Origin of the sequence: Allobosea sp. CCNWLY174 (genome assembly GCF_037120455.1) — a bacterium.
In the GTDB taxonomy this organism is placed as follows: domain Bacteria; phylum Pseudomonadota; class Alphaproteobacteria; order Rhizobiales; family Beijerinckiaceae; genus Allobosea; species Allobosea lupini.
The window spans coordinates 39,215-61,662 of the sequence record NZ_JBBBBQ010000003.1; the positions used below are offsets into that span (position 1 = coordinate 39,215).

Annotated in this window: 22 protein-coding genes; 13 read left to right on the forward strand and 9 right to left on the reverse strand. The window is 67.1% G+C overall.

Going from position 1 to position 22,448, the window contains the following annotated elements; translation table 11 throughout:
• Positions 1-56: 56 nt before the first annotated feature.
• Entirely contained in the window at positions 57-1,043 is a 987-nt protein-coding gene (locus V7S63_RS11170; RefSeq protein WP_336530272.1) for a GlxA family transcriptional regulator, read from the reverse strand.
• Positions 1,044-1,165: 122 nt separating this feature from the next.
• On the opposite strand from V7S63_RS11170, the gene V7S63_RS11175 reads away from it, so the two are divergent.
• Positions 1,166-1,996, forward strand: coding sequence for an alpha/beta fold hydrolase (locus V7S63_RS11175; protein ID WP_336530273.1), 831 nt, complete (start codon positions 1,166-1,168; stop codon positions 1,994-1,996).
• A gap of 189 nt (positions 1,997-2,185) precedes the next feature.
• Entirely contained in the window at positions 2,186-3,073 is an 888-nt protein-coding gene (yddG, locus tag V7S63_RS11180) for an aromatic amino acid exporter YddG (protein ID WP_336530274.1), read from the forward strand.
• 1 nt (position 3,074) lies between these two features.
• Here yddG and V7S63_RS11185 read toward each other — a convergent pair whose 3' ends face one another.
• Genes V7S63_RS11185 through gloB form a run of 3 tightly spaced genes read right to left on the reverse strand, consistent with a single transcriptional unit; the run spans position 3,075 to position 5,078 of the window.
• Complete coding sequence (locus V7S63_RS11185; protein ID WP_336530275.1) at positions 3,075-3,836, reverse strand: GNAT family N-acetyltransferase; 762 nt, start codon at positions 3,834-3,836, stop codon at positions 3,075-3,077.
• A gap of 2 nt (positions 3,837-3,838) precedes the next feature.
• Positions 3,839-4,294 (reverse strand): cupin domain-containing protein, encoded by a 456-nt coding sequence (locus tag V7S63_RS11190; protein WP_336530276.1) that lies wholly within the window; start codon positions 4,292-4,294, stop codon positions 3,839-3,841.
• Positions 4,295-4,313: 19 nt separating this feature from the next.
• Complete coding sequence (gene gloB, locus V7S63_RS11195; RefSeq protein WP_336530277.1) at positions 4,314-5,078, reverse strand: hydroxyacylglutathione hydrolase; 765 nt, start codon at positions 5,076-5,078, stop codon at positions 4,314-4,316.
• 163 nt (positions 5,079-5,241) lie between these two features.
• On the opposite strand from gloB, the gene V7S63_RS11200 reads away from it, so the two are divergent.
• From V7S63_RS11200 to V7S63_RS11215, 4 genes are all read left to right on the forward strand, one after another.
• The gene (locus V7S63_RS11200; protein WP_336530278.1) at positions 5,242-6,012 is read left to right on the forward strand and encodes a class I SAM-dependent methyltransferase; all 771 of its coding nucleotides are present in this window, start codon (positions 5,242-5,244) and stop codon (positions 6,010-6,012) included.
• A gap of 118 nt (positions 6,013-6,130) precedes the next feature.
• Positions 6,131-7,084, forward strand: coding sequence for an acetyl-CoA carboxylase carboxyltransferase subunit alpha (locus tag V7S63_RS11205; protein ID WP_199777497.1), 954 nt, complete (start codon positions 6,131-6,133; stop codon positions 7,082-7,084).
• Positions 7,085-7,282: 198 nt separating this feature from the next.
• Positions 7,283-8,704: a hypothetical protein gene (locus V7S63_RS11210; RefSeq protein WP_336530279.1), complete on the forward strand. Its 1,422-nt coding sequence runs from the start codon at positions 7,283-7,285 to the stop codon at positions 8,702-8,704.
• Positions 8,705-8,918: 214 nt separating this feature from the next.
• A complete protein-coding gene (locus V7S63_RS11215; protein ID WP_336530280.1) occupies positions 8,919-9,836 on the forward strand; it encodes a TorF family putative porin in 918 nt (305 codons plus the stop codon).
• Between the two features lie 119 nt (positions 9,837-9,955).
• Here V7S63_RS11215 and V7S63_RS11220 read toward each other — a convergent pair whose 3' ends face one another.
• Positions 9,956-10,777, reverse strand: a complete 822-nt coding sequence (locus tag V7S63_RS11220) for an AraC family transcriptional regulator (protein ID WP_336530281.1) — start codon at positions 10,775-10,777, stop codon at positions 9,956-9,958.
• Positions 10,778-10,882: 105 nt separating this feature from the next.
• Between V7S63_RS11220 and V7S63_RS11225 the strand changes: the two genes are divergently transcribed.
• Positions 10,883-12,088 carry an MFS transporter gene (locus V7S63_RS11225; protein WP_336530282.1) on the forward strand — a complete coding sequence of 402 codons (1,206 nt, stop codon included), beginning with the start codon at positions 10,883-10,885 and terminating at the stop codon, positions 12,086-12,088.
• Positions 12,089-12,138: 50 nt separating this feature from the next.
• Positions 12,139-12,927, forward strand: a complete 789-nt coding sequence (locus tag V7S63_RS11230) for a 2-keto-4-pentenoate hydratase (RefSeq protein ID WP_336530283.1) — start codon at positions 12,139-12,141, stop codon at positions 12,925-12,927.
• Between the two features lie 33 nt (positions 12,928-12,960).
• Here the strand turns inward: V7S63_RS11230 and secA are convergent, their stop codons facing one another.
• Positions 12,961-15,807, reverse strand: coding sequence for a preprotein translocase subunit SecA (secA, locus tag V7S63_RS11235; RefSeq protein ID WP_336530284.1), 2,847 nt, complete (start codon positions 15,805-15,807; stop codon positions 12,961-12,963).
• Positions 15,808-16,113: 306 nt separating this feature from the next.
• On the opposite strand from secA, the gene V7S63_RS11240 reads away from it, so the two are divergent.
• Positions 16,114-16,962: a peptidylprolyl isomerase gene (locus V7S63_RS11240; RefSeq protein ID WP_091838140.1), complete on the forward strand. Its 849-nt coding sequence runs from the start codon at positions 16,114-16,116 to the stop codon at positions 16,960-16,962.
• A gap of 24 nt (positions 16,963-16,986) precedes the next feature.
• Here the strand turns inward: V7S63_RS11240 and V7S63_RS11245 are convergent, their stop codons facing one another.
• On the reverse strand, positions 16,987-17,358 hold the full coding sequence (locus tag V7S63_RS11245; RefSeq protein WP_091838138.1) for a helix-turn-helix domain-containing protein: 372 nt from the start codon (positions 17,356-17,358) through the stop codon (positions 16,987-16,989).
• Positions 17,359-17,370: 12 nt separating this feature from the next.
• Entirely contained in the window at positions 17,371-17,625 is a 255-nt protein-coding gene (locus V7S63_RS11250; RefSeq protein WP_336530285.1) for a type II toxin-antitoxin system RelE family toxin, read from the reverse strand.
• 97 nt (positions 17,626-17,722) lie between these two features.
• Between V7S63_RS11250 and argJ the strand changes: the two genes are divergently transcribed.
• From argJ to mutT, 4 genes are read left to right on the forward strand one after another with little or no spacing between them, the layout of a single operon-like run.
• Positions 17,723-18,976, forward strand: coding sequence for a bifunctional glutamate N-acetyltransferase/amino-acid acetyltransferase ArgJ (gene argJ / locus V7S63_RS11255; RefSeq protein WP_336530286.1), 1,254 nt, complete (start codon positions 17,723-17,725; stop codon positions 18,974-18,976).
• Complete coding sequence (locus V7S63_RS11260) at positions 18,945-19,886, forward strand: DMT family transporter (RefSeq protein ID WP_336530287.1); 942 nt, start codon at positions 18,945-18,947, stop codon at positions 19,884-19,886. The genes argJ and V7S63_RS11260 overlap by 32 nt, the downstream gene beginning before the upstream one ends.
• Before the next feature lie 14 nt (positions 19,887-19,900).
• Positions 19,901-20,392 carry a carboxypeptidase regulatory-like domain-containing protein gene (locus V7S63_RS11265; RefSeq protein ID WP_244543920.1) on the forward strand — a complete coding sequence of 164 codons (492 nt, stop codon included), beginning with the start codon at positions 19,901-19,903 and terminating at the stop codon, positions 20,390-20,392.
• A gap of 8 nt (positions 20,393-20,400) precedes the next feature.
• Positions 20,401-20,805 (forward strand): 8-oxo-dGTP diphosphatase MutT, encoded by a 405-nt coding sequence (gene mutT / locus V7S63_RS11270; protein ID WP_091838125.1) that lies wholly within the window; start codon positions 20,401-20,403, stop codon positions 20,803-20,805.
• 216 nt (positions 20,806-21,021) lie between these two features.
• Here mutT and V7S63_RS11275 read toward each other — a convergent pair whose 3' ends face one another.
• The gene (locus V7S63_RS11275; protein WP_091838122.1) at positions 21,022-22,446 is read right to left on the reverse strand and encodes a glutamate synthase subunit beta; all 1,425 of its coding nucleotides are present in this window, start codon (positions 22,444-22,446) and stop codon (positions 21,022-21,024) included.
• Positions 22,447-22,448 lie beyond the last annotated feature (2 nt).

Genomic DNA, 22,448 nt, shown 5'->3' on the forward strand with positions numbered 1-22,448 from the left:
CGGTTGCGGACGCTGGGAGACCGCGTCCGCGCAGCGCTTCGCGCGTAGCCGCCCGTTCAGGCGACGGCGACGCCGAAGCGGCGGCGGTAATCGGCGGGGGCGAGCCCGGTGATGCGCTGGAACAGCTTGCGGAAGGCCGAGGCGTCCTCATAGCCGACATCCCAGGCGATCTGCGCCACCGGACGGCGGCTCAGCTCCAGCGCTTCGCGCGCCTTGGCGATGCGGACCTGCTGGGCATATTCGGTCGGGCGCAGGCCTGTCGCTTTGCGGAAGCGGCGCAGGAAGGTGCGTTCCTCCAGCCCGGCCCGCTTCGCCAGCGCCGGCACGTCGTGGTCCCTGGCGCCGCTCGCCTGCAGCCAGTGCTGCACTTTGAGGATCGCCGCGTCGCCATGGTCGAGCCGCGGCACGAAATGTCCATAGGGCTGCTGCGTGCGTCCGGGCGGGTCGACCAGCAGGAAGCGTGCGGTCTCCAGCATCACGCTCGGTCCGAGCAGGCGCTCGACCAGCGTCAGGCCGAGATCGGTCCAGGCCAGGATGCCGCCAGCGGTGATGAGGTCGCCATCGTCGATCACCATGCGGTCGGTATCGACCTTCGCCGCCGGAAAGCGCGCCGCCAGCTCCTTGGCGAAGGCCCAATGCGTTGTCGCCTCGCGGCCTTCCAGCAGGCCGGCCTCGCCGAGCAGGAAGGCGCCGGCGCAGACCGAGCACAGTGTCGCACCCTCGCCATGGCGCTCGGCCAGCCAGCTGGTGAGACCGTTCATCGGTTGCATCCTCGCCGGCATGATCAGGCTTGGCGGCGCGATCAGATGGCTGGGATCGTGCAATGGGCCGGGATGGCTGTCGAAGACGCATTCCACACCGGCGCCGTCCGCCGCCTGGCGCCAATGGCTGACGCGGATGACGGGCGCATCCGGTCCGCCGCGCTCTTGGCTCATCTCGCCGGCGATCCGGAACAGGTCGGTCAGGCCGTAGACGGCCGCGAGCTGCACATCCGGATAGAGCAGGAGCCCGATCTCTGCGACAATCTGTTTGCCTGTCGTCATGTTGTCAGTTTTGCCTCGTTGATTGTCGCTTCCGCCAAGCGGCAGCATGCAACGCCCCGCCTATAACCGTCCACATCGAAGGGCGACGATCCGGCCGCCCGGAAAGCCGAAGGAGAAGGCAGATGAGCACGATCACCACCAAGGACGGCACCGAGATCTTCTACAAGGACTGGGGCCCGAAGGAGGCGCAGCCGATCGTCTTCCACCATGGCTGGCCGCTCAGCGCCGACGACTGGGACAACCAGATGCTGTTCTTCCTGCATCAAGGCTTCCGGGTGATCGCGCATGACCGCCGCGGCCATGGCCGCTCCAGCCAGACCGCGACCGGCAACGAGATGGACACCTATGCCGCCGATGTCGCCGAGCTCGCCGCGCATCTGAACCTCAAGAACGCCGTCCATATCGGCCATTCCACCGGCGGTGGCGAGGTCGCTCATTATGTCGCCCGCGCCGAGCCCGGCCGTGTCGCCAAGGCGGTGCTGATCGGCGCGGTGCCACCGGTCATGGTCAAGTCCGAGAAGAATCCGGGCGGCCTGCCGATCGAGGTTTTCGACGGCTTCCGCACTGCGCTCGTCGCCAACCGCGCCCAGTTCTATGTCGATATCCCGACCGGCCCGTTCTACGGCTTCAACCGTGAGGGCGCCAAGGTTTCGCAGGGCGTCATCGACAACTGGTGGCGGCAGGGCATGATGGGCGGCGCCAAGGCGCATTACGACTGCATCAAGGCCTTCTCGGAGACCGATTTCACCGAGGACCTGAAGGCGATTGAGGTGCCGGTGCTGGTGATGCATGGCGACGACGACCAGATCGTCCCCTATGCCGACTCCGCTCCGCTGTCGGTCAAGCTGCTGAAGAACGGCACGCTGAAGACCTATGCCGGCCTGCCGCACGGCATGTGCACCACCCATCCCGACGTGATCAACGCCGACCTGCTCGCGTTCATCAAGGGCTGAAGCGGGGCGGGGGCTGAACTTTCAGCCTCCACCTGCCCCATCAAACTGCCGGTCGGCCGCTGCGGCGGCTGATCGGTGGTTTTTTGCATAGGAATCGGGTCCCGGCTTTGTCGTGAAGACCGAACGGGCTGGCGGGGACGCGGCGCAACCCTTAACGGGTCTCCAGTCGTCACGCCGAAGCCCGTTCCCATGACCTCCCATACCGCCACCGCAACCGGCGCCATCGCCATCCTGCTCTGGTCGACTTTGGCACTATTCACCGCCATGTCCGGGCGGGTGCCGCCCTTCCAGCTCGTCGGCATGACCTTCGTCATCGGCGGCGTGCTCGTGCTGGCGATCGCGGCGCTGCGGGGGCGCCTGCATCTGGCGTGGCCGACCCCGGCCTCCTTCCTGCTCGGGCTCTACGGGCCGTTCGGCGACACCGCGCTCTACTATGCCGCGGTGAAGACGGCGCCGGCGGCCGAAGCCAACCTGATTCATTATCTCTGGCCGCTGCTGATCGTGCTGTTCGCGGCGCTTCTGCCGGGCGGGGGGCTCAAGGTGCGCCATCTGGTCGGGGCGCTGATCGGCCTCGTCGCCACCGCACTGCTGATCTCCGGCAGCCTCGGCTCGGGCGGCGCCGGCATCCGGCTCGGCCATGTGCTGGCGGCGCTCGGGGCCTTCGTCTGGGCGAGCTATTCGGTGCTGTCACGGCGCTTCGCCGGGGTACCGTCGGAGAGCCTGGCCATCACCATGCTCGGCTGCGCGATTCCGGCCTTCGCCTGCCATCTCGCCTTCGAGGCGACCTTGTGGACGCCAAACGCCGTCGAATGGGGCGGCGTGCTCGGCCTCGGTCTCGGCTCGATCGGGCTCGCCTTCATCTGCTGGGACATCGGCATGAAGAAGGGCGACGTCGCTTTCCTCGGCGTCGCCTCCTATGCGGCGCCGGTGCTCTCGACCGTTGTCCTGGTCATCGCCGGCTATGCGGCCGCGAGCTGGCTGCTGGCCATCTCCTGCGTGCTGATCGTCGTCGGCGCGCTGGTCGCGAGCTTCGGGCCAGCGGAACGAAGCACCGAGCCGAAGGCCACCGGCGGCTAGGTCAGGTGTCGAGCATCCGCGTCTCGTAGGCGTAGACCGTGCGGAAGCCCAGCCGCTTGTACATCTCGAAGGCGAGGCCGTTGCTCTGGTCGACCTGGAGATAGGCCTGGCTGCAGCCCTGCGCTGCCGCCCAGCCCATCAGCCCGAGCATCATCTGCTTGCCGAGGCCCTTGCTTCGCAGGGCTTCGTCGACGATCACCGCGCCGATCTCGGCCATGCCGCGCTCGGCGACACTCATCGCATAGGCGGCCGGGCGCCCCTCATGCAGCAGCGTCGCGAAGGCGGCTGGCACGCGTACGCCGGAGACGATCGCGGCGAGATGCTCGCGGTTGCGCTTCGCGCCGGTCTGGTGAGCGCAGACGCCATCGATCCAGGCATCCTCCGCCTGTGCGGTCGTCAGCATGCCAGGGGCAGGCGGATGCCGATTGGGATCGAGCTCGGCGACCATGCCGAAGGAGGCGGTCTCGATGCGATAGCCGCGCTCCGCGAAGCGTCGGCGGGCGCTCTCGGCGACCAGCGGGGTGAAGCGGATGCGCGGCGGCAGGCCGGCCTGGCGATAGAGACCCTCGACGAAGGCCAGCGTCGTCTCGTCCATGTCGCCGCCCTCGCGCAGCGAGGAGGCCGAGTTGGCGCGGCCGGAATAGCCGTTGGCGAAGCGCACCACCCATTGGTCGACGACGAGCGTCGTCGGCGCCGGCCAGGCATTGACGATCCGGGTCTCGCAGGCGCTGACCAGCGCCGTATCGATGACAGTTTTGTCCATGGTCAGCCTCCGGCCGGGCGCGGCGTCGGGCGCCAGTCCGGCGGGGCCATCTCGAAGCCGGAAAAGGCAAAGCCCGGCGCGACCGTGCAGCCGACCAGCGTCCAGGCGCCGAGCGAGGTCGCGCTCTGCCAGTGCCCGGCCGGCACGACGATCTGCGGGCGCTGGCCGGCCGCAAGGTCCTTGCCGAGATGGTGGGCCGAGGCGTCGTGGCCGTTAGGCGAGAGCGTGATGACCATCGGGGCGCCGGCATAGTGGTGCCAGATCTCGGCGGCATCCACGCGATGCCATTCCGAGGTCTCGCCGACATCGAGCAGATAGTAGATCGCGGTCGAGAAGCCGCGGCCCTCCGGACCGGCGGGATCGCGGAAGGTCTCGCGATAGTGCCCGCCCTCGGGATGGGGCTTCAGCTCCAGCAGGCGGATGACCTCGGCGGCGCTGAGGCCGCTCAGCGTGTTCATTTGACTTCAGAACCTGTTCTCAAAATTTGTTCTTGGCCTCGCGCAGCGCGGCGAAGATCTCGCCCGCCGGCTTGCCGACGATGCCGAGCGTCGCAGCGAGCGCCGGCTCCTCGGCGCGGAAGAAGGGGTTGGTCGCCCGCTCCTCGCCGATCGTGGTCACCGCCCAGAAGCGTCCCTCGGCCTTCGCCGCCTCGGCCTCGGCGAGGCGAGCGGCAACGGCGGCGTTGCTCGGGTCCATGGCCGCGGCGAAGCGGGCATTCGAGAGCGTGTAGTCATGGCCGGTGATCAGCGTGGTCGCGTCCGGCAGCGTCATGATGCGCGAGAGCGAGGTCCACATCGCTTCCATCTTGCCGGGCATGACGCGGCCGCAGCCCATGACGAAGACGACATCGCCGACGAGGGCGAGCTTGGCGCTTTCGCCGATGAAGCTGACATGCCCGTCGGCATGGCCGGGCGTCGCCCAGGTCTCGAAGTCGTAGCCGCCGACCGAGACGCGGTCGCCTTCGCCGAGGACGACGTCGACGGGCGCGCCGGCGCGCGCGGCTTCCGGTGCGAACACCTTGGCGCCGGTCGCCTGCTTCAGCGCGGCGATGCCCTGGACGTGGTCGGCATGCTCATGCGTGACCAACACCTGGCTGATCGCCCAGCCCCTGGTCTTGGCGGCGGCGAGCACCTCGTTCGCATCGGGAACATCGACGGTGGCGCAGGTGCCGGTGGCGGGGTCGCGCAGCAGCGCGCCGGCATTGTCGCTGAGCGTGCGGAAGACATGGATGTCGAGCGGCATGGGAAGCTCCGGCAGTCGGCAACAAGCAGTCGGCAATCGGGGAATCCGAGCCGGCGCGGATCGAGGCGGCAACCTATCAAGTCAGGCTGGGGACTGCCTACTGCCGATTGCCGACTGCCGTCTACCCTTGCACTCCCGGCCCCGCTGAGCCATCTCCGTCGGCATGGCCCTGGATGTCGTCGACCTGCGCAGCTTCTACGCCAGCCCGCTCGGGCATGTGGCGCGGCGGACCGTCGGCCGGGTCATGCTGAGGCTCTGGCCGGATTGCCGGCGCCAGCGCCTGCTGGGGCTGGGCTTCGCGACGCCCTATCTGCCGCTGCTCGGCGGCGAGGCCGAGCGTGCCATCGCTTTCATGCCGGCCGCCCAGGGTGTGGTGAACTGGCCTTCGCCTGGCCTTTCCGCTTCCGCTCTGGTCGAGCCGACGCTGCTGCCGCTGCCGACCGCCTCGGTCGACCGGGTGCTGCTGGTCCACGCGCTGGAGGAAACCGAAAGCCCCGAGGATCTGCTGGAAGAGATTTCGCGGGTGCTGAGCCCGGGCGGGCGGCTGATCGTCGTCGTGCCGAACCGGCGCGGCCTGTGGGCGCGGATGGATACGACGCCCTTCGGCCATGGCCGGCCGTTCAGCCGGTCGCAGATCGAGGCCCTGATGCGCCGGGCCATGTTCTCGCCCGAGCACTGGGCCGAGGCGCTCTATGTGCCGCCGCTGCGCCGGCGCCTGTTCATGCGCTCGGCCATGGCCTGGGAGAAGGTCGGCGGCGGCCTGTCGCTGCCCTTCGCCGGCGTCTACGTCATCGACGCGACCAAGCAGTTCTACCGGCGCGCGCCCTTGCGGGCGACGCGGCGCAGCTTTGCCTTCCGGCCGGTCCTGCTGCCGCAGGGCCACTCCTCAGGCCGGCTGCCGCGGCAGGATGAGGCGAATATGCCGGCGGGTTGACAATTTCGCCGGGGCGCGGCCAAGGTCCGCCGCCTTTTTGACCTTTCCGTCGCCGCGACCCCTGGCGGCCGATGCTGCCGCCTCTTCCGTGGGAAAGCGGGACCTGATCTGGATGTCGATGCGAAGCTATCTCGATTTCGAAAAGCCGGTTGCCGAATTGGAGGCGAAGGCTGATGAACTGCGTGCGCTCGACGGCAAGGGCGACGGCTATTCGCTCGCCGAGGAGGTCGGCAAGCTCGAAGCCAAGGCCTCGCAGGCGCTGAAGGACCTGTATGGCGCCCTGACGCCCTGGCAGAAGACACTGGTGGCGCGCCATCCGCAGCGACCGCATTTCCTCGACTACTGCTCGGCCCTGATCGACGAGTTCACGCCGATGGCGGGCGACCGCGCCTTCGGCGAGGACGAGGCGATCGTCGGCGGCTTCGGCCGCTTCCGCGGCGAGCCGGTCTGCGTGATCGGCCAGGAGAAGGGCAACTCGACCGAGACCCGCATCAAGCACAATTTCGGCATGCCCAAGCCCGAAGGCTACCGCAAGGCTGTGCGCCTGATGGAACTGGCCGATCGCTTTGGCCTGCCGGTGCTGAGCTTCATCGACACCGCCGGCGCCTATCCCGGGATCGAGGCCGAGGAGCGTGGCCAGGCCGAGGCGATCGCGCGCTCGACCGAGACCTGCCTTGCCCTGCGCACGCCGAGCGTCGCGCTGGTGATCGGCGAGGGCGGCTCGGGCGGGGCGATCGCGATCGCTGCCGCGAGCAGGGTGCTAATGCTCGAGCATGCGATCTATTCGGTGATCTCGCCGGAAGGCGCGGCCTCGATCCTCTGGCGCGACACGGCGCGTGCCCAGGATGCCGCGACCGGCATGAAGATCACCGCCCAGGATCTGCTGCGCTTCGGTGTGATCGACAGGATCGTCACCGAACCGACCGGCGGCGCCCACCGTGATCCCCAGGGCGCGATCGAGCGGGCCGGCGCCGCGATCGAGGCGGCGCTGTCCGAATTCGCCGGGCTCGGTGCCGACGAGATCGTCGATCGGCGGGCGCAGAAATACCTGGCGATCGGCCGGGCGCTGTAGCCCTGCCGATTGTGCGCAAGCGGGCGTTCGGCCCGGCGGGCGCTTTACCGCGGCTTCGCCATATGGCCATCTGCGAGCCTCCTGTGGTAAGGGACGGTCAAGGCTAACGATCCTGCAACCAATCGACGGGCATAATTTGGCCGCGTTGTCTGAGGCATTGTCGGCTTTGACGCGTCTGCGCGAAATGGGATTGACGACGTGGCTGTGAGACATTTCGCGCTGGCGGCGCTCCTTGGCCTCAGTTTGGCAGCCTGCGAAGAGGACCGCTATCGCGGCTCCGCGCGCCACAACATCCCGATTCCGTCGGCGACCTACACGCTGATGTCCGAGAAGGGCATGAGCAAGAGCCAGCCCATCGTGATTCGCTCCTACAAGAAGGAGTCGGAGCTCGAGGTCTGGAAGAAGCGCGCGGACGGCAAATACGCGCTGCTGAAGACCTATCCGATGTGCCGCTGGTCCGGCCAGCTCGGCCCGAAGGTGCGCGAGGGCGACCGCATGGCGCCCGAGGGTTTCTACGCCATCAGCCCGGCGCAGATGAACCCGAACTCGTCGTTCTACGTCTCGTTCAACATGGGCTATCCCAACGCCTATGACCGGGCGCATGGCCGCACTGGCGCGCATTTGATGGTGCATGGCGCCTGCTCCTCGGCCGGCTGCTATTCGATGACCGACGACCAGATCGGCGAGATCTACGCGCTGGTCCGCGAGGCCCAGAATGGCGGGCAGCGCGCCGTTCAGATGCAGGCTTATCCCTTCCGGATGACGCCGGAGAACCTCGCCAAGCACCGGCTCGATCCGAACATCGCCTTCTGGAAGAACCTGAAGGAAGGCTCGGATTATTTCGAGGTTGCCAAGGACGAGCCTTCGGTCTCGGTCGTCGGCGGGCGCTACGCCTTCAATCGCGACGGCGTCCAGGTCGATCCCTCGTTGACGCAGGCGATCGCGCAGAAGCGCCAGCAGGACGAGATCCAGGTCGCGGCGCTGGTGTCCAAGGGCACCCCCGCAGTCAAGCTGATCTATGACGATGGCGACCAGCATTCCTCGTTCAAGCGCCAGCTTGCCCAGTCCGGCGCTGATTCCCTGAACAGGTCGGTGGCCTGGGGCTCGCGCGACGTCGGCATCAGCCGCGTCGATTCGCTGATCGGCCCGCGCGTCGTCGTGCTCGACGACAAGGGCCGCACCAAGGCGACCGTGCGGGCCGAATCGGCTGATAACGACGCCGTGCTCGCCGCGGTCAGCAGCGCGCAGGTGGAGGACGCCAAGCCTGTCGTCGCCGCTGCCGCACCGACCAGGCCTGCGTCCGTGCAACCCGCCGCCAAGCCGGCAAGCGATGCAGCGGCGCAGGTCGCCAAGGCGAACCCAGGCGAGGCCACCGCTGCTCCGATCCAGACGGCTTCGGCCGCACCGGCGCAGCCCTCCTTCTATCAGCGCGCGCTGAGCTTCGTACCGCTGCTCGGCAGCTCCTCCGAGCCGAAGGAGCAGTCGCCGGTCGCCTCGACCGTGCCAGAGGCCCCGCAGACGGTGACCGTGCCGCTGCCGCCGCGGCGTGCCTCGACCCTGCGGACCTCGCAGCTCCAGCAGCCCGATGCCGCCTATGCGAACCAGCCGGCGACTCGCTGAGCAGTCTGCAAATCATCTGATGTAAAAAAGTCACGCCCGCGGTCAGCAATGGCCGTGGGCGCTTTTCTGAGCGCGGAATGCGCCGAAACCGACAGATTTGCCTATTGATGCGGCAGTCTGCCAAAAAGCTCGCCTTGCCGATATTGCGGCTGCGAAGGCCTAATCATGGCGAATGCATGACTGGAGTCGTGCAGGGATCTCGATGGAGTTCGCGATGGCTGCCTTGAAGACTTCCGGCTTGCTGACGGGCTTTGCGCTTTCGATGGCGCTGACGGTTTCGGGCGCGGCGCTCGCCTCCGACCTGCCGAGCAAGAAGGGCGCTCCGCCCCCGCCGGTGGCCCCGAGCATCACCTGGTTCGACATCGCCGTCAGCGTGAAGGGCATGACGGACTACAATTTCCGCGGCATCTCGCAGACTGACCGCAAGCCGGCGATCCAGGGCGGCGCCGAGCTGCAGTTCTACGACAACCTGGTCTATGCCGGCGTCTATGCCTCGAATGTCGACCTGGCGACGCGTCCGCCGGCCGAGATCGACTTCTACGCAGGCATCCGGCCGAAATTCGGTCCGGTCACCGTCGATGTCGGCGTCTGGCAGTACTATTATCCCAGCGAGAAGCAGTTCATCGATACGGCCGGCGTGTACTGGACGCCGCGGAACACCGACTACACCGAGGTCTACGGCAAGGTCAGCTACAATTTCGAGGACAAGCTGATCCTCGGTGCCAACGTCTTCTACGCCTGGGACTGGCTCGGCACCGGCGCTTCCGGCACCTATGCCTCGGTGACGGCGAAATACAACCTGCCTTTCCTGGAAGGCCTCTCGGTCTCCGGCGAGTTCGGCCATTACTGGCTCGGAACGACCAATCTGGCGATCTGGTCGACTGTGCCGCCGACCAACCTGCCCGACTACGCCTACTGGAACGCCGGTGTCTCCTACACCTGGAAGAACCTGACGGCGGATGTCCGCTATCACGACACCAACCTGTCGAAGACCGAATGCTTTGCGCTGACGGCCGATCCGCGCGGGATCAACTCGGGTTCGGGGCGCTCGAAGTGGTGCGCCCCGGCGGTGGTGGCGACGCTCTCCTTCGACATCACGGCCAGCAGCGTCGGCATCTTCGCGCCGAAGTGAGGGCCTCAGGGCACGTGCCGATCAGATTGCTTTAATCTGATCGGATTCGGCCCTAGCCGCATGGACTGCTTGAGGGCCGCTCGCGAGAGCGGCCCTTTTTCATGCCGGTTGCGGCGACGCTATCGCGCCAGCGAGGCCTTCATGTAGTTGCGCGGCGCCGTGCCCAGCCGCCGCCTGAACATGGTCGTGAACGCCGCGACATTGTCATAGCCCGCCAGCATGGCGGCTTGCGTGACCGGCATGCCTTCCGCCAGCCGAGGCAGGCAGGCGAACAGGCTGGCCTGCTGGCGCCAGGCGACGAAGCTGAGGCCGGTCTCACGCTGGAAGAGCCGGGTGAATGTCCGCCTGCTCATCGCGAGCTTTCCGGCCCAATCGTCAAGACGCTCATTGACCGAGGGCGCGGCCATATAGGCGCGGCAGAGGGCAGCGAGACGCCTGTCGGCGGGGATGGGCAGGCCGAGCGGCCGGATCGGCAGCGCGGCGATCTCGGCCGTCAGCAGCTCGAGGACGAGGGCGAGCTTGCGATGGCCCGGCGGCATGTCGCGCAGGCGGATCGCTTCGACGATCAGCGCATGGGCGAGATCGGTGACGCCGAGCACCTGCAGCATGCGCTCCGCCAGGTCATCATCTCCGGTCAGGAGATAGACCGACTTGATGCTGACATCGCTCAGCATCTCCACCGCGTGCTGCAGCCGGGCGGGGATGAGCAGGCCATGGCCCGGCGGGATCATCCAGCTGCCACGCTCGGTGTTGATCTGGACCACGCCGGAGAAGGCGCAGAGAAGCTGGATCTGGCGATGGCTGTGCAGCGGGATCGTATAGCCGGCGGGATTGTCGGAGACGCGGACCAGAACATCGCCGTCGGCGTCGGCAACCGTGCCGTGGATATGGCGATGGTCGGAATGGAGGGCCTCGACCTGTGGCTGCGGCAGCTTTCTCATCGAATGGCCCGAACACGAAGCAATTAGACCGAATCACGAAAGCAGGTCACGGGCAAGCCTTGTAGAAGGAGCGCCGCTGAAGGTCCGCATGCGGGGAATAGCGCCATGGTTGCAACGGTCGAGGGGAGCCAGCCCCGTTTCGAGAAGACGACGATCTCCGTCCTGCTGGCGGTGAGCTTCTGCCATCTCCTGAACGACGTCATGCAGTCGCTGCTGGCCTCGCTCTACCCGCTGTTCAAGGCCAATTACGCGCTGGATTTCATCCAGATCGGCCTCTTGACCATGGCCTTCCAGGTCACGGCCTCGCTGCTGCAGCCGGTCGTCGGCATGGTGACCGATCGCTGGCCGATGCCCTATTCGGCGCCGGCCGGCATGGCCTCGACCTTCGGTGGCCTGATCCTGCTCGGCAATGCCCACAACTTCGCGGTGCTGATCGTCGCGGCCTGCCTGATCGGCCTGGGCTCGGCGATCTTCCATCCGGAGGCGTCGCGGATCGCGCGGCTCGCCTCGGGCGGGCGGCACGGCCTGGCGCAGTCGCTGTTCCAGGTCGGCGGCAATCTCGGCTCGGCGCTGGGGCCGCTGCTGGCAGCTTTCGTCGTCCTGCCATTCGGCCAGGGCAGCGTCGCCTGGCTCTCGGTCATCGCCATGGCCGGCGTCGTCGTCCTGACCCGGGTCGGGTCCTGGTACGCGGCCCATCGCCGGGCGCAGGCCGGGCGTCCGCCGGCGAGCCGGACCCTGCCGCTGCCGGGCGGGCGCGTCGCCTTCGCGCTGTTCGTGCTGGTGCTGCTGACCGCGACCAAGAACGTCTACATGGCGAGCATCTCCAGCTACTTCACCTTCTACGTCATCGAGCAGTTCCAGCTCGGCTTCCGCGACGCGCAGTTGATGCTGTTCCTGTTCCTCGGTGCGGCGGCGGTCGGCACCTTCGTCGGCGGCCCGATCGGGGACCGTTTCGGCGCGCGCTTCGTGATCTGGTTCTCGATCCTCGGCGTCATCCCCTTCGCGCTGCTCCTGCCCTACGCCAACCTGTTCTGGACCGGCGTGCTGAGCGTGATGATCGGGCTGGTCTTCGCCTCGGCCTTCTCGGCGATCGTGGTGTTCGCGCAGGAGCTGGTGCCTGGCCGCGTCGGCCTGATCGCCGGCATGTTCTTCGGCTTCGCCTTCGGCGCGGGCGGGCTCGGCGCCGCCTTCCTCGGCGGCTTCGCCGACGCCTATGGCATCACCTTCGTCTACAAGGTCTGTTCCTATCTGCCGCTGCTCGGGCTCCTGACGATCCTGCTGCCGCGGCTGCCCCGGCATGGTGCTGGCTGAGAGGGCCGTCACGTGGCAGGCTGCCGTTACCCGACGCCCGGAGCCTGGCCTTGTCCGATACAGCCATCGCTGTCGCAGCCGATGCGATCGCTACTGCGCGGCTGAGCCTGACGCCTCTGGCGCCGCCAGCTGCCGGAACCGCGCCACGAGACCTCGTGGAGGCCTATGCGGTGCGCGACGCAGTCCATGCGCGCCTTGCCGAAAGCCGTTTCGGTGCAAGGGTCGGCTGGAAGATCGGCTGCACCACGCCGGTGATGCAGGCCTATCTCGGCATCGCCCATCCTTGCGCGGCGGGACTCTTCGCCAGCACCACGCATCGCGGCGATGCCAGGCTTCGGCATGGCGACTTCGTCAAGCCCGGAGTCGAGTGCGAGATCGCGGTGCGGCTGGCGGGCGATCTGCCGGAAGGGCCCTTCTCGGCCGAGAGCGTCCGCCGCGCGGTCGGCGCGGTGATGGCGGCGATCGAGATCGTCGACGATCGCTATCTCGACTGGCAGGGAACGGGAACGCCGATGCTGGTCGCGGACGATTTCTTCGCCGCCGGTGCCGTGCTCGGCCGCGAGCATGACCCGGCCGCGCTACCAGACCTGGCGACGTTGCGCGGGCGGGTCCTTATCGACGGGATCGAAGCCGGTGCCGGTGTCGGCGCCGACGTGCTCGGCCATCCCTATGCGGCATTGGCCTGGCTGGCGGCGCACGCCAGCGAGCGCGGTATGCCACTGCGGTCCGGCGAGACTGTCCTGCTTGGGAGCCTCGTCCGAACGCAGTGGGTCAGTGCCAGTGCCAGCGTCCGGATCGAAATCGATGCGCTCGGCGCGGTCGAGGCCGATTTCGCCTGACATTCGCGCCGGCGTATTGCGCCGGCGCTGCGGTCAGACGAACTGGCCGTGGCAGTGTTTGAACTTCTTGCCGGAACCGCAGGGGCAGAGCTCGTTGCGGCCGACCTTGCCCCAGCTCGCGGGATCGGCCGGGTTGCGCTCGGCCACGGCGAGGTCGCCATCGGTGGCTGCGAACTGCGGCTGGCCGGCGAAGAAACCGGCGGGCGGCGGGGGCAGGGCATCGCTGCCGCCCTGGTCGAGGCCCTGACCGTCTTCCGGCGGCTGGTCGAAGCGGACCTCGACGCGCATCAGATTGCCGGTGACCTGCTCGCGCAGGCGGCCGATCAAGCTGTCGAAGAGCTCGAAGGCTTCCTGCTTGTACTCGTTCAGCGGGTCGCGCTGGGCATAGCCGCGCCAGCCGATGACCTGGCGCAGATGGTCGAGCGTGACCAGGTGCTCGCGCCAGAGATGGTCGAGCGTCTGCAGCAGCACCTGCTTCTCGATATAGGTCATCACCTCGTCGGTGTTGCGCTCGATGCGCGCCGTATAATCCTCGTCGGCGATCTTGCGGATGCGCTCGCGCAGCTCCGCGTCGGCGATGCCCTCTTCCTTGGCCCAGTCCTCGATCGGCAGTTCGAGGTTGAGATAGGTCGCGACGTCCTCGCGCAGGCCGGCGGCATCCCATTGTTCGGGATAGGCGTCCTCGGGGATGCGGCGCGAGACGGTGTCCTCGACGACGCCATGGCGCATGTCGTCGATGGTTTCGCGCACGCTTGCCGCGCGCATGAAGTCGCGGCGCTGCTCGAACACGACCTTGCGCTGGTCGTTCATGACGTCGTCGTATTTCAGGATGTTCTTGCGGATGTCGAAGTTGCGCGCCTCGACCTTGCCCTGCGCCTTCTCGACCGCCTTGTTGATCCAGGGATGGACGATGGCCTCGTCCTCCTGCAGGCCGAGCTTCTGCAGCATGCCGTCCATCCGGTCGGAGCCGAAGATGCGCATCAGGTCGTCCTGCAGCGACAGGAAGAACTTGGAGCGGCCAGGGTCGCCCTGGCGGCCGCCGCGGCCGCGCAGCTGGTTGTCGATGCGCCGGCTCTCATGGCGCTCGGTGCCGATGATGTAGAGGCCACCGGGGCGGGTCATGGTCTTGGCCGGGCGCGAGCCCTTGGCCGGCTCGAGCTCGATCGTCTCGGAGGCGTTGAGCACGATCTCCTTGAAGCGGGCGACCTCGGCTTCGATCTCCGCGATCTTGGCCTGCTTCTCCGGTCCCTCTTCCATGCCGGCCGTCTCGATCGAGACGCGCATCTCGACGTTGCCGCCGAGTTTGATGTCGGTGCCGCGGCCGGCCATGTTGGTGGCGATGGTGATCGCGCCGGGGACGCCGGCCTCGGCGACGATGAAGGCCTCCTGCTCGTGGAAGCGGGCGTTCAGCACGGCGAACTGCTTTGTGCTCTTGCCGGTACGGGCGGCGGAGTAAAGGCTGTCGAGCGCGTTAGGCTGGCTGAAGTCGATCTGCTTGAAGCCGGCGGCAACCAGCATCTCGGCGATCTGCTCGGATTTCTCGATCGAGGCGGTGCCGACGAGCACCGGCTGCAGGCGCTCGCTGGCGCGCTCCAGCTCCTTGATGATCGATTTCACCTTCTCCGGGAAGCTGCGATAGACCTCGTCGTCGTCGTCGATACGGGCGACCGGGACATTGGTCGGGATCTCGACCACTTCGAGCTTGTAGATCTGCTCGAACTCGTCGGCCTCGGTGCCGGCGGTGCCGGTCATGCCGGCGAGCTTCTTGTAGAGGCGGAAATAGTTCTGGAAGGTGATCGATGCGAGCGTCGCGTTCTCGGGCTGGACGGTGACGCCCTCCTTGGCCTCGAGCGCCTGGTGCAGGCCTTCCGAATAGCGCCGGCCGGGCATCATGCGGCCGGTGAACTCGTCGATGATCACCACCTCGTCGTTGCGGACGATGTAGTCCTTGTCGCGCGTGAACAGCGCATGGGCGCGCAGCGCCTGGTTGACGTGGTGGACCAGGGTGACGTTGACGGAGTCGTAGAGGTCGCCGTCCTTGAGCAGGCCGGCTTCGCGCAGCAGCTGCTCGATATGCTCGTTGCCGGCCTCGGTCAGCGCGACGGTGCGCTGCTTCTCGTCGACCTCGTAGTCGCCCTTGACCAGGCCGGGCAGGACCTTGTCGATCGCGACATAGAGGTCCGACTTGTCGTCGAGCGGGCCGGAGATGATCAGCGGCGTGCGGGCTTCGTCGATCAGGATCGAGTCGACCTCGTCGACGATCGCGAAATGGTGGCCGCGCTGGCTCATCTGCGCGACCTCGTATTTCATGTTGTCGCGCAGATAGTCGAAGCCGAACTCGTTGTTGGTGCCGTAGGTGATGTCGCTGGCATAGGCGCGCTGACGCTCCTCGTCATCGAGGCCGTGCACGATGATGCCGAAGCTCAGTCCGAGGAAGTTGTAGATCTTGCCCATCCACTCGGCGTCGCGGCGGGCGAGGTAGTCGTTGACGGTGACGACGTGGACGCCCTTGCCGGCGAGCGCATTCAGATAGACCGGCAGGGTCGCGACCAGGGTCTTGCCTTCGCCGGTCTTCATCTCGGCGATCGCGCCCTCGTGCAGCACCATGCCGCCGATCAGCTGGACGTCGAAATGGCGCTGGCCGAGCACGCGCTTGGCCGCCTCGCGCACGGTGGCGAAGGCCGGCACGAGCAGGTCGTCGAGCTTGGCGCCGTTGGCGAGCTGCTGCTTGAAGGTTTCGGTGCGGGCGCGAAGAGCCTCGTCGGAGAGCTGGGAGACCTCGGCTTCGAGCGCGTTGATCGCGTTGACGCGGGGTTGGTAGCCCTTCACCCGCCGGTCATTCGACGAGCCGAAGAGTTTCTTTGCGAGCGCGCCAAGCATGTCTGGCCTTTCAATGACGAATCCGGCCTGCGCAGACCGCGCGGCCGAAGCGGTAATCCATAGAATTCACGCGCGTGTTTAGACGGGCGCAGGCGCGTGGTCCAGCACGCGCTTATCCGCGCGCATGTAGGGTCCGGCGGGGCGTGTTCCAAGAGGCCTGGACTCTGGCGTCGCCGGCTGCAGCACAGTGAACCATGCTTGCCGGCTCGCGTTGATGTGCGAGGCGCCGTCTTGCCAATGCCGCGTTCTGCTGGCACTCAGCCGGCGAGATCGATCTTCGCGCCGTCCAGTCGAAAGGCCGCACCGATGTTGTCCTCCCGTCTCGCCTTGCTGTCGCTTGGCTTCGCGCTGGCCGCCGTGCCGGCCCTGGCTCAGCAGGACAAGCCCGTCGCCAAGGTCGACGGCATCACCATCACCGAAGGTGACATCAAGCTGGCCGAGGAGGATCTCGGCGAGCGTACCGCGCAGATGCCGGAGGAGCGCAAGCGCGAGGAAGTGATCAACTATCTGGTCGACCTCAAGCTCGGCGCCAAGGCTGCCGCCGCCGCTAAGGTCGGCGACGGGCCGGACTTCGCCAAGCGACTGGCCTATAACCGGGACAAGCTGCTGCTGGACGAATATCTGACGGTCGAGGCCAAGAAGGCGGCGACGCCCGAGGCGGCCAAGAAGCTGTTCGACGACACCGTCAAGGCGATGAAGCCCGAGGAAGAGGTCCACGCCCGCCACATCCTTGTGCCCGAGGAGGCGCAGGCCAAGGCGGCGCTGGAGCGGGTGAAGAAGGGCGAGGACTTCGCCAAGGTCGCGGCCGAGCTCTCCAAGGATCCCGGCTCGGGCAAGGAAGGCGGCGATCTCGGCTGGTTCGCCAAGGACAGGATGGTGCCGGAATTCGCCGAGGCCGCCTTCAAGCTCGAGAAGGGCCAGGTCTCCGAGCCGGTGAAGAGCCAGTTCGGCTGGCACGTCATCAAGCTTGAGGACAAGCGCACCAAGCCGCTGCCGAGCTTCGACGAGGTCAAGCCGCAGATCGACCAGTATCTGGTCCGCAAGGCGCAGCAGGACATCATCGTCGGGCTGCGCGACAAGGCCAAGGTCGAGCGCCTCGACAAGCCGGCCGCCCCGGCGACGCCCGCGACCCCGGCGGAGCCGAAAAAGCCCTGACATCCTGGCTCTCGGCCTGGTGCTTCAGATCAGATCGTCGACCGTGATCTTCAGCGCGTCGGCGATCTTCTTCATCGTTTGAAGCGTGCCCTCACGCTTGCCGGTTTCGATCTGCGACAGATAGGGCTGAGCGATGCCGGCCTTGTCGGCCAGCGCGCTTACGGACAGGCCGCGATGCTCGCGCCAGACGCGAACGCGGTTTTCGCCCGCGATGATGCGCCCGACCATGTCGGAGGGAAGGAGTTCCTCTTCTCCTGCCGCGAGGCGACGTTCGAATTGTGCGATGGCGCGCAGATCGGCCGCGTCCTCGGCTGCCTCGATAAGTCTCTCATAGGCTGCCCGTGACAAGGCGACATAAGGCTCGCCGTCGATCGTCAGCTGAAGATATTCTTTCATGACAGTCTGTCCTCAATCATACGCGGATCCCCTCGCCGCAACCTTTACGATCAGGATCACCGTTCCATCGTCGCGGAAGATGACCCGCCAATCGCCTACCCGAAGCCTGAAGTAGCCCTTGCTACCTTGCAGGGCCTTGACGTTGTTGGTCTGGGCTTTCGGGTCGGCCGCGTACTGAGCGATCTTGGCTCGGATCCGCGTCGCGGTATTGGCCGGCAGCCCGACCAGGGTCTTAAGTGCGTCCCTGCTGTAGCTGATCTGCCTCACGTGTGATCTATAGCAATATGCTATAAGACTGTCGATAGGGCGGCCTTGCCTTCTACCCTCCGCTGCGGCACATCGGGCCAACCATACGAGGAGGCGCATGATGGCTGGCAAGGATGTTCCCGTTTCTCCGCTTGCGCCGAAGCGCCAGCCCAAGGTCCCGGCCGTGCCGGGTGTGCGCTTCGCCACTGCCGAGGCCGGCATCCGCTACAAGGGCCGCACCGATGTTGTGCTCGTCCTGCTCGACGACGGCTCGCAGGCTGCCGGCGTCTTCACCCGCTCGAAATGCCCGTCGGCGCCGGTCGACTGGTGCCGCGAGAACCTGCCGCGGGGCAAGGCGCGCGCCATCGTCGTCAATTCCGGCAATGCCAATGCCTTCACTGGCCTGAAAGGCCGCGACTCGGTGGCTCTGACCGCGAAGATCGCGGCCAAGGCCGCAGGCTGCAAGGCGGAAGAGGTCTTCATCGCCTCGACCGGCGTGATCGGCGAGCCGCTCGACGCGACCAAGTTCGAGAGCGTGCTGGCCGATTGCGCCAAGCGCGCCGCCGACGGTCCATGGCTCGACGCCGCCAAGGCGATCATGACCACCGACACTTTCCCCAAGGCCGTCTCGCGCAAGGCCAAGATCGACGGGCATGAGGTGGTGATTGCCGGCATCGCCAAGGGCGCCGGCATGATTGCGCCCGACATGGCGACGATGCTCTCCTTCGTCTTCACCGATGCGCCGATCGCGGCGCCCGTGCTGCAGGCTTTGCTGTCGAAGGGCGTCAAGGGCTCGTTCAACGCGATCACGGTCGACAGCGACACCTCGACATCCGACACGCTGATGCTGTTCTCGACCGGGAAAGCCAGGGCGCGCGGCGTGCCGGAGATCACCGATCCGAACGATGCGCGGCTGTCGGGCTTCAAGCGGGCGCTGAACGCGCTGCTGCTCGAGCTGTCGCATCTGGTCTGCAAGGATGGCGAGGGCGCCCGCAAGTTCGTCGAGGTCCGCGTCGTCGGGGCGAAGTCGGCGCGCTCAGCCAAGAGGGTCGCGCTCTCGATCGCCAATTCGCCGCTGGTGAAGACCGCGGTCGCCGGCGAGGACGCCAATTGGGGCCGCATCGTCATGGCGGTCGGCAAGGCCGGCGAGCCGGCAGATCGCGACAGGCTCGACATCTCCTTCGGCGCGATCAAGGTGGCGGAAGCGGGCGCGCGCGCCGCTTCCTATGACGAGCAGGCCGTCTCCGACTACATGAAGGGCGAGCACATCGTCGTCACCGCCGATCTCGGCCTCGGCCGCGGCAAGGCCACGGTCTGGACCTGCGACCTGACCAAGGCCTATGTCGAAATCAACGGCGACTACCGCTCCTGAGCCTTCCGGCTCGGCAGGCCCGAGCAAGAGCTTCATCGTCGGCAATCTTGCTGCCTGCTCCCTCCTGTGGGGGAGCAGCTACCTGTTCATCAAGCTGATGGCAGGCGACGTCGCCCCCTGGGCGATTGCCGCCTGCCGCGGCCTGCTCGGCGCGGCGACACTGGCGCTGTTCGTCATGGCGCGCGGCCAGAGCCCGCTGCCCCGCCGCCATGAGCTCCGCCACTGGCTGGTGCTCGGCACCTGCAATGGCTGGCTGCCGAACGTGCTTGTCGCCTACGCGCTGATCCAGCTCGCCAGCGGGCCGGCGGCGATGATCCAGGCGGCGGGGCCGCTTGTCACGGCGCTGTTCGCGCATGTCCTGTTCGCGGAGGAGCAGTTGAGCCGGCGCCGGCTCGTCGGCATCCTGGTCGGCATGGCTGGGGTCGCCATCCTGGTCGGCCCGCACGTGATCGAGGGCGGCGGCACGGCGCTCAGCCTGCTCGCCATGGTCGGCGCGACGCTGTCCTATGCATGCGCGAACCTCTACACGCGCGCCGTGCCGCCGCGAGCGGGCGATCCGATCCGGCTCGCACTCGGCCAGCAGATGGTCTCCGGCACCGGGGCGCTGTTGCTGACGCTGACGGTCTCCGGCTGGGGGGCACTTCTGGCCCTGGCCCCGCATTGGCAGGCCGCGCTGGCGCTCGGCGTGTTCGCAACAGCTATGCCGGTGGCGTTCTTCATGCGGCTGATCCGTGCGGCCGGGCCGACACGGGCGGCGATGACCGGCTATCTGGTTCCGGCGGTCGCTGTCGCGATGGGTGTGCTCGTGCTCGGCGAAACGCTGGAGTTGCGGCAGGTCATCGGAGGTTGCATCATCCTTGCTGGCGTCTTTCTGGTCTCGACGGCGCCTGCGGGGGGACGTGCCGGATGATAAGGATAGCCTGCGTGCTGGGCCTTGCGGCTCTGCTGGGAGCTTGTGTCGCGCAGCCGTCGCCGACGGCTTCGTCCTTCTCGGCCGAGGAGGCCGCCGTCATCCGGAAACCCGGTACTGGCGTCATCGTCGGCCACGCCTTCCGGACGCGTTCGAAGGGGCAGGTGGTGAATGCGGCCGGCGAGGTGGTCAGGCTGATCCCGGCGACGGCCTATGCCCGCGAGCGCTTCAATCGCGTTTTCGGCAAGGCCAAGTTCCTGCCGCACTGGCGCTATCCGAACGAGCAGGTCGATCCGCGCTATGCCGAGCTGACCCGCACGACGAAAACGGCGGCGAATGGCCGCTTCAGCTTCGACAAGGTCGCGCCGGGCAGCTATTTCGTCTCGACCCAGGTGATCTGGGGCGAGGAGGATCAGGTTTTCCGCGAGGGCGGCACGGTCTATGACGAGGTCACGCTGACCGGCAAGGAAACCGAACCGGTCGAGGTCATCCTCTCGGGACATTAGATCTTGCCGTGAAGCTGCTGCTCGTCGTCGCCTGCGCGCTGGTCGATTCCGACAATCGCGTGCTCGTCACCCAACGTCCCGAGGGCAAGGCGCTTGCCGGCCTCTGGGAGTTCCCAGGCGGCAAGCTGGAGGCCGGCGAGCGGCCGGAGCCGGCGCTGATCCGCGAGCTTGCCGAGGAACTCGGTATCGAGGTCAAGGAAGCTTGCCTCGCGCCGCTGACCTTCGCCAGCTACGCCTATCCCGAGTTCCACCTCTTGATGCCGCTCTACATCTGCCGGCGCTGGGAGGGGACGGCGATGTCGCGCGAGGGGCAGGCGCTGAAATGGGTGCGCCCCGGCAAGCTGCGCGATCTTGCCATGCCACCGGCCGACGAACCGCTGATCCCGCCGCTGGTGGATCTGCTGGGGGCGTGAGTGTCAGTACGTGATTGGCGAGGAACCGGAACGCAGAACCCCTTTCCCGGATGGGAGAGGGGCAGGGGTGAGGGACCGCCGCTGATTATTCGGGCGAGGCGGCGCCGTTGCGCCTTCTACGGATAAGGCAGGCCCTCATCCCTGCCCTTCTCCCACACGGGAGAAGGGTTCACGCGCCCTTCATTCCGCTCTGTGCTTACCGATTACTCCAGCCGCTCAGCGCGGCAGGATGGTCTCGCCCATCAGGTGCTTGTCGATCGCGTGGGCCATCTGGCGGCCCTCGCGGATCGCCCAGACCACCAGCGACTGGCCGCGGCGCATGTCGCCGGCGGCGAAGACCTTCTCGACCGAGGTCTTGTAGGCCAGCATGTTGGCTTCGACATTGCCGCGGCCGTCGAGCTTGACGCCGAGCTTCTCGAGCAGGCCGTCATGCACGGGCGAGACGAAGCCCATGGCGAGCAGGACGAGATCGGCCTTGAGCTGGAACTCAGTGCCCGCGATCGGCTTGAAGCTGGCATCGACCTTGGTGCAGTGCAGCGTCTTCACCTTGCCGTTCTCGCCGGTGAACTTGACGGTGCCGACCGCGAAGTCGCGCTCGGCGCCTTCCTCATGGCTGGAGGACGTCCGCAGCTTCAGCGGCCAGTTCGGCCAGGTCAGCGCCTTGTTCTCCTTTTCCGGCGGCTGCGGCATGATCTCGAGCTGGGTGACCGAGAGCGCGCCCTGGCGCACCGAGGTGCCGATGCAGTCCGAGCCGGTGTCGCCGCCGCCGATGACGACGACATGCTTGCCGCCGGCGAGGATCGGCCGGGCGTTGCCCGTCGTGTCAGGCTCGCCGCCATTGCGGCGGTTCTGCTGCGGCAGGAAGTCCATGGCGAACTGGACGCCGTCGAGGTCGCGGCCCTCGATCGGCAGGTCGCGCGGCTTCTCGGCGCCGCCGGTCAGGCCGATCGCGTCGTACTGAGCGAGCAGTTCCTGCGGTTCGATGTCGACGCCGACATTGACGCCGTAATGGAAGACGACGCCTTCGGCCTCCATCTGGGCGACGCGCCGATCGACATGCGACTTCTCCATCTTGAAGTCGGGAATGCCATAGCGCAGCAGGCCACCGGCGCGGCCCTGGCGCTCATAGACATGGACCTCGTGGCCGACGCGGGCGAGCTGCTGGGCGGCGGCGAGGCCTGCCGGGCCGGAGCCGATGATCGCGATCTTTTTTCCGGTCTTGACCTCGGCCGGCTCAGGAACGATCCAGCCTTCTTCCCAGCCCTTGTCGACGATCGCGCATTCGATCGACTTGATCGTGACCGGGGTGTCCTCGAGGTTCAGCGTGCACGACGCCTCGCACGGGGCGGGGCAGACGCGGCCGGTGAACTCGGGGAAGTTGTTGGTCGAGTGCAGGTTGCCGAGCGCTTCCTGCCACTTGTCGTTGTAGACGAGATCGTTCCAGTCCGGGATCTGGTTGTTGACCGGGCAGCCATTGTGACAATACGGGATGCCGCAGTTCATGCAGCGCGCCGCCTGGTCGCGGGTCGCCTCCCGGCCGAGCGGGATCACGAACTCCTTGTAGTTGCGGATACGGTCCGAGGCCGGACGATACTTCCGGTCGCGACGATCAATCTCGAGAAAGCCGGTTACCTTGCCCATCG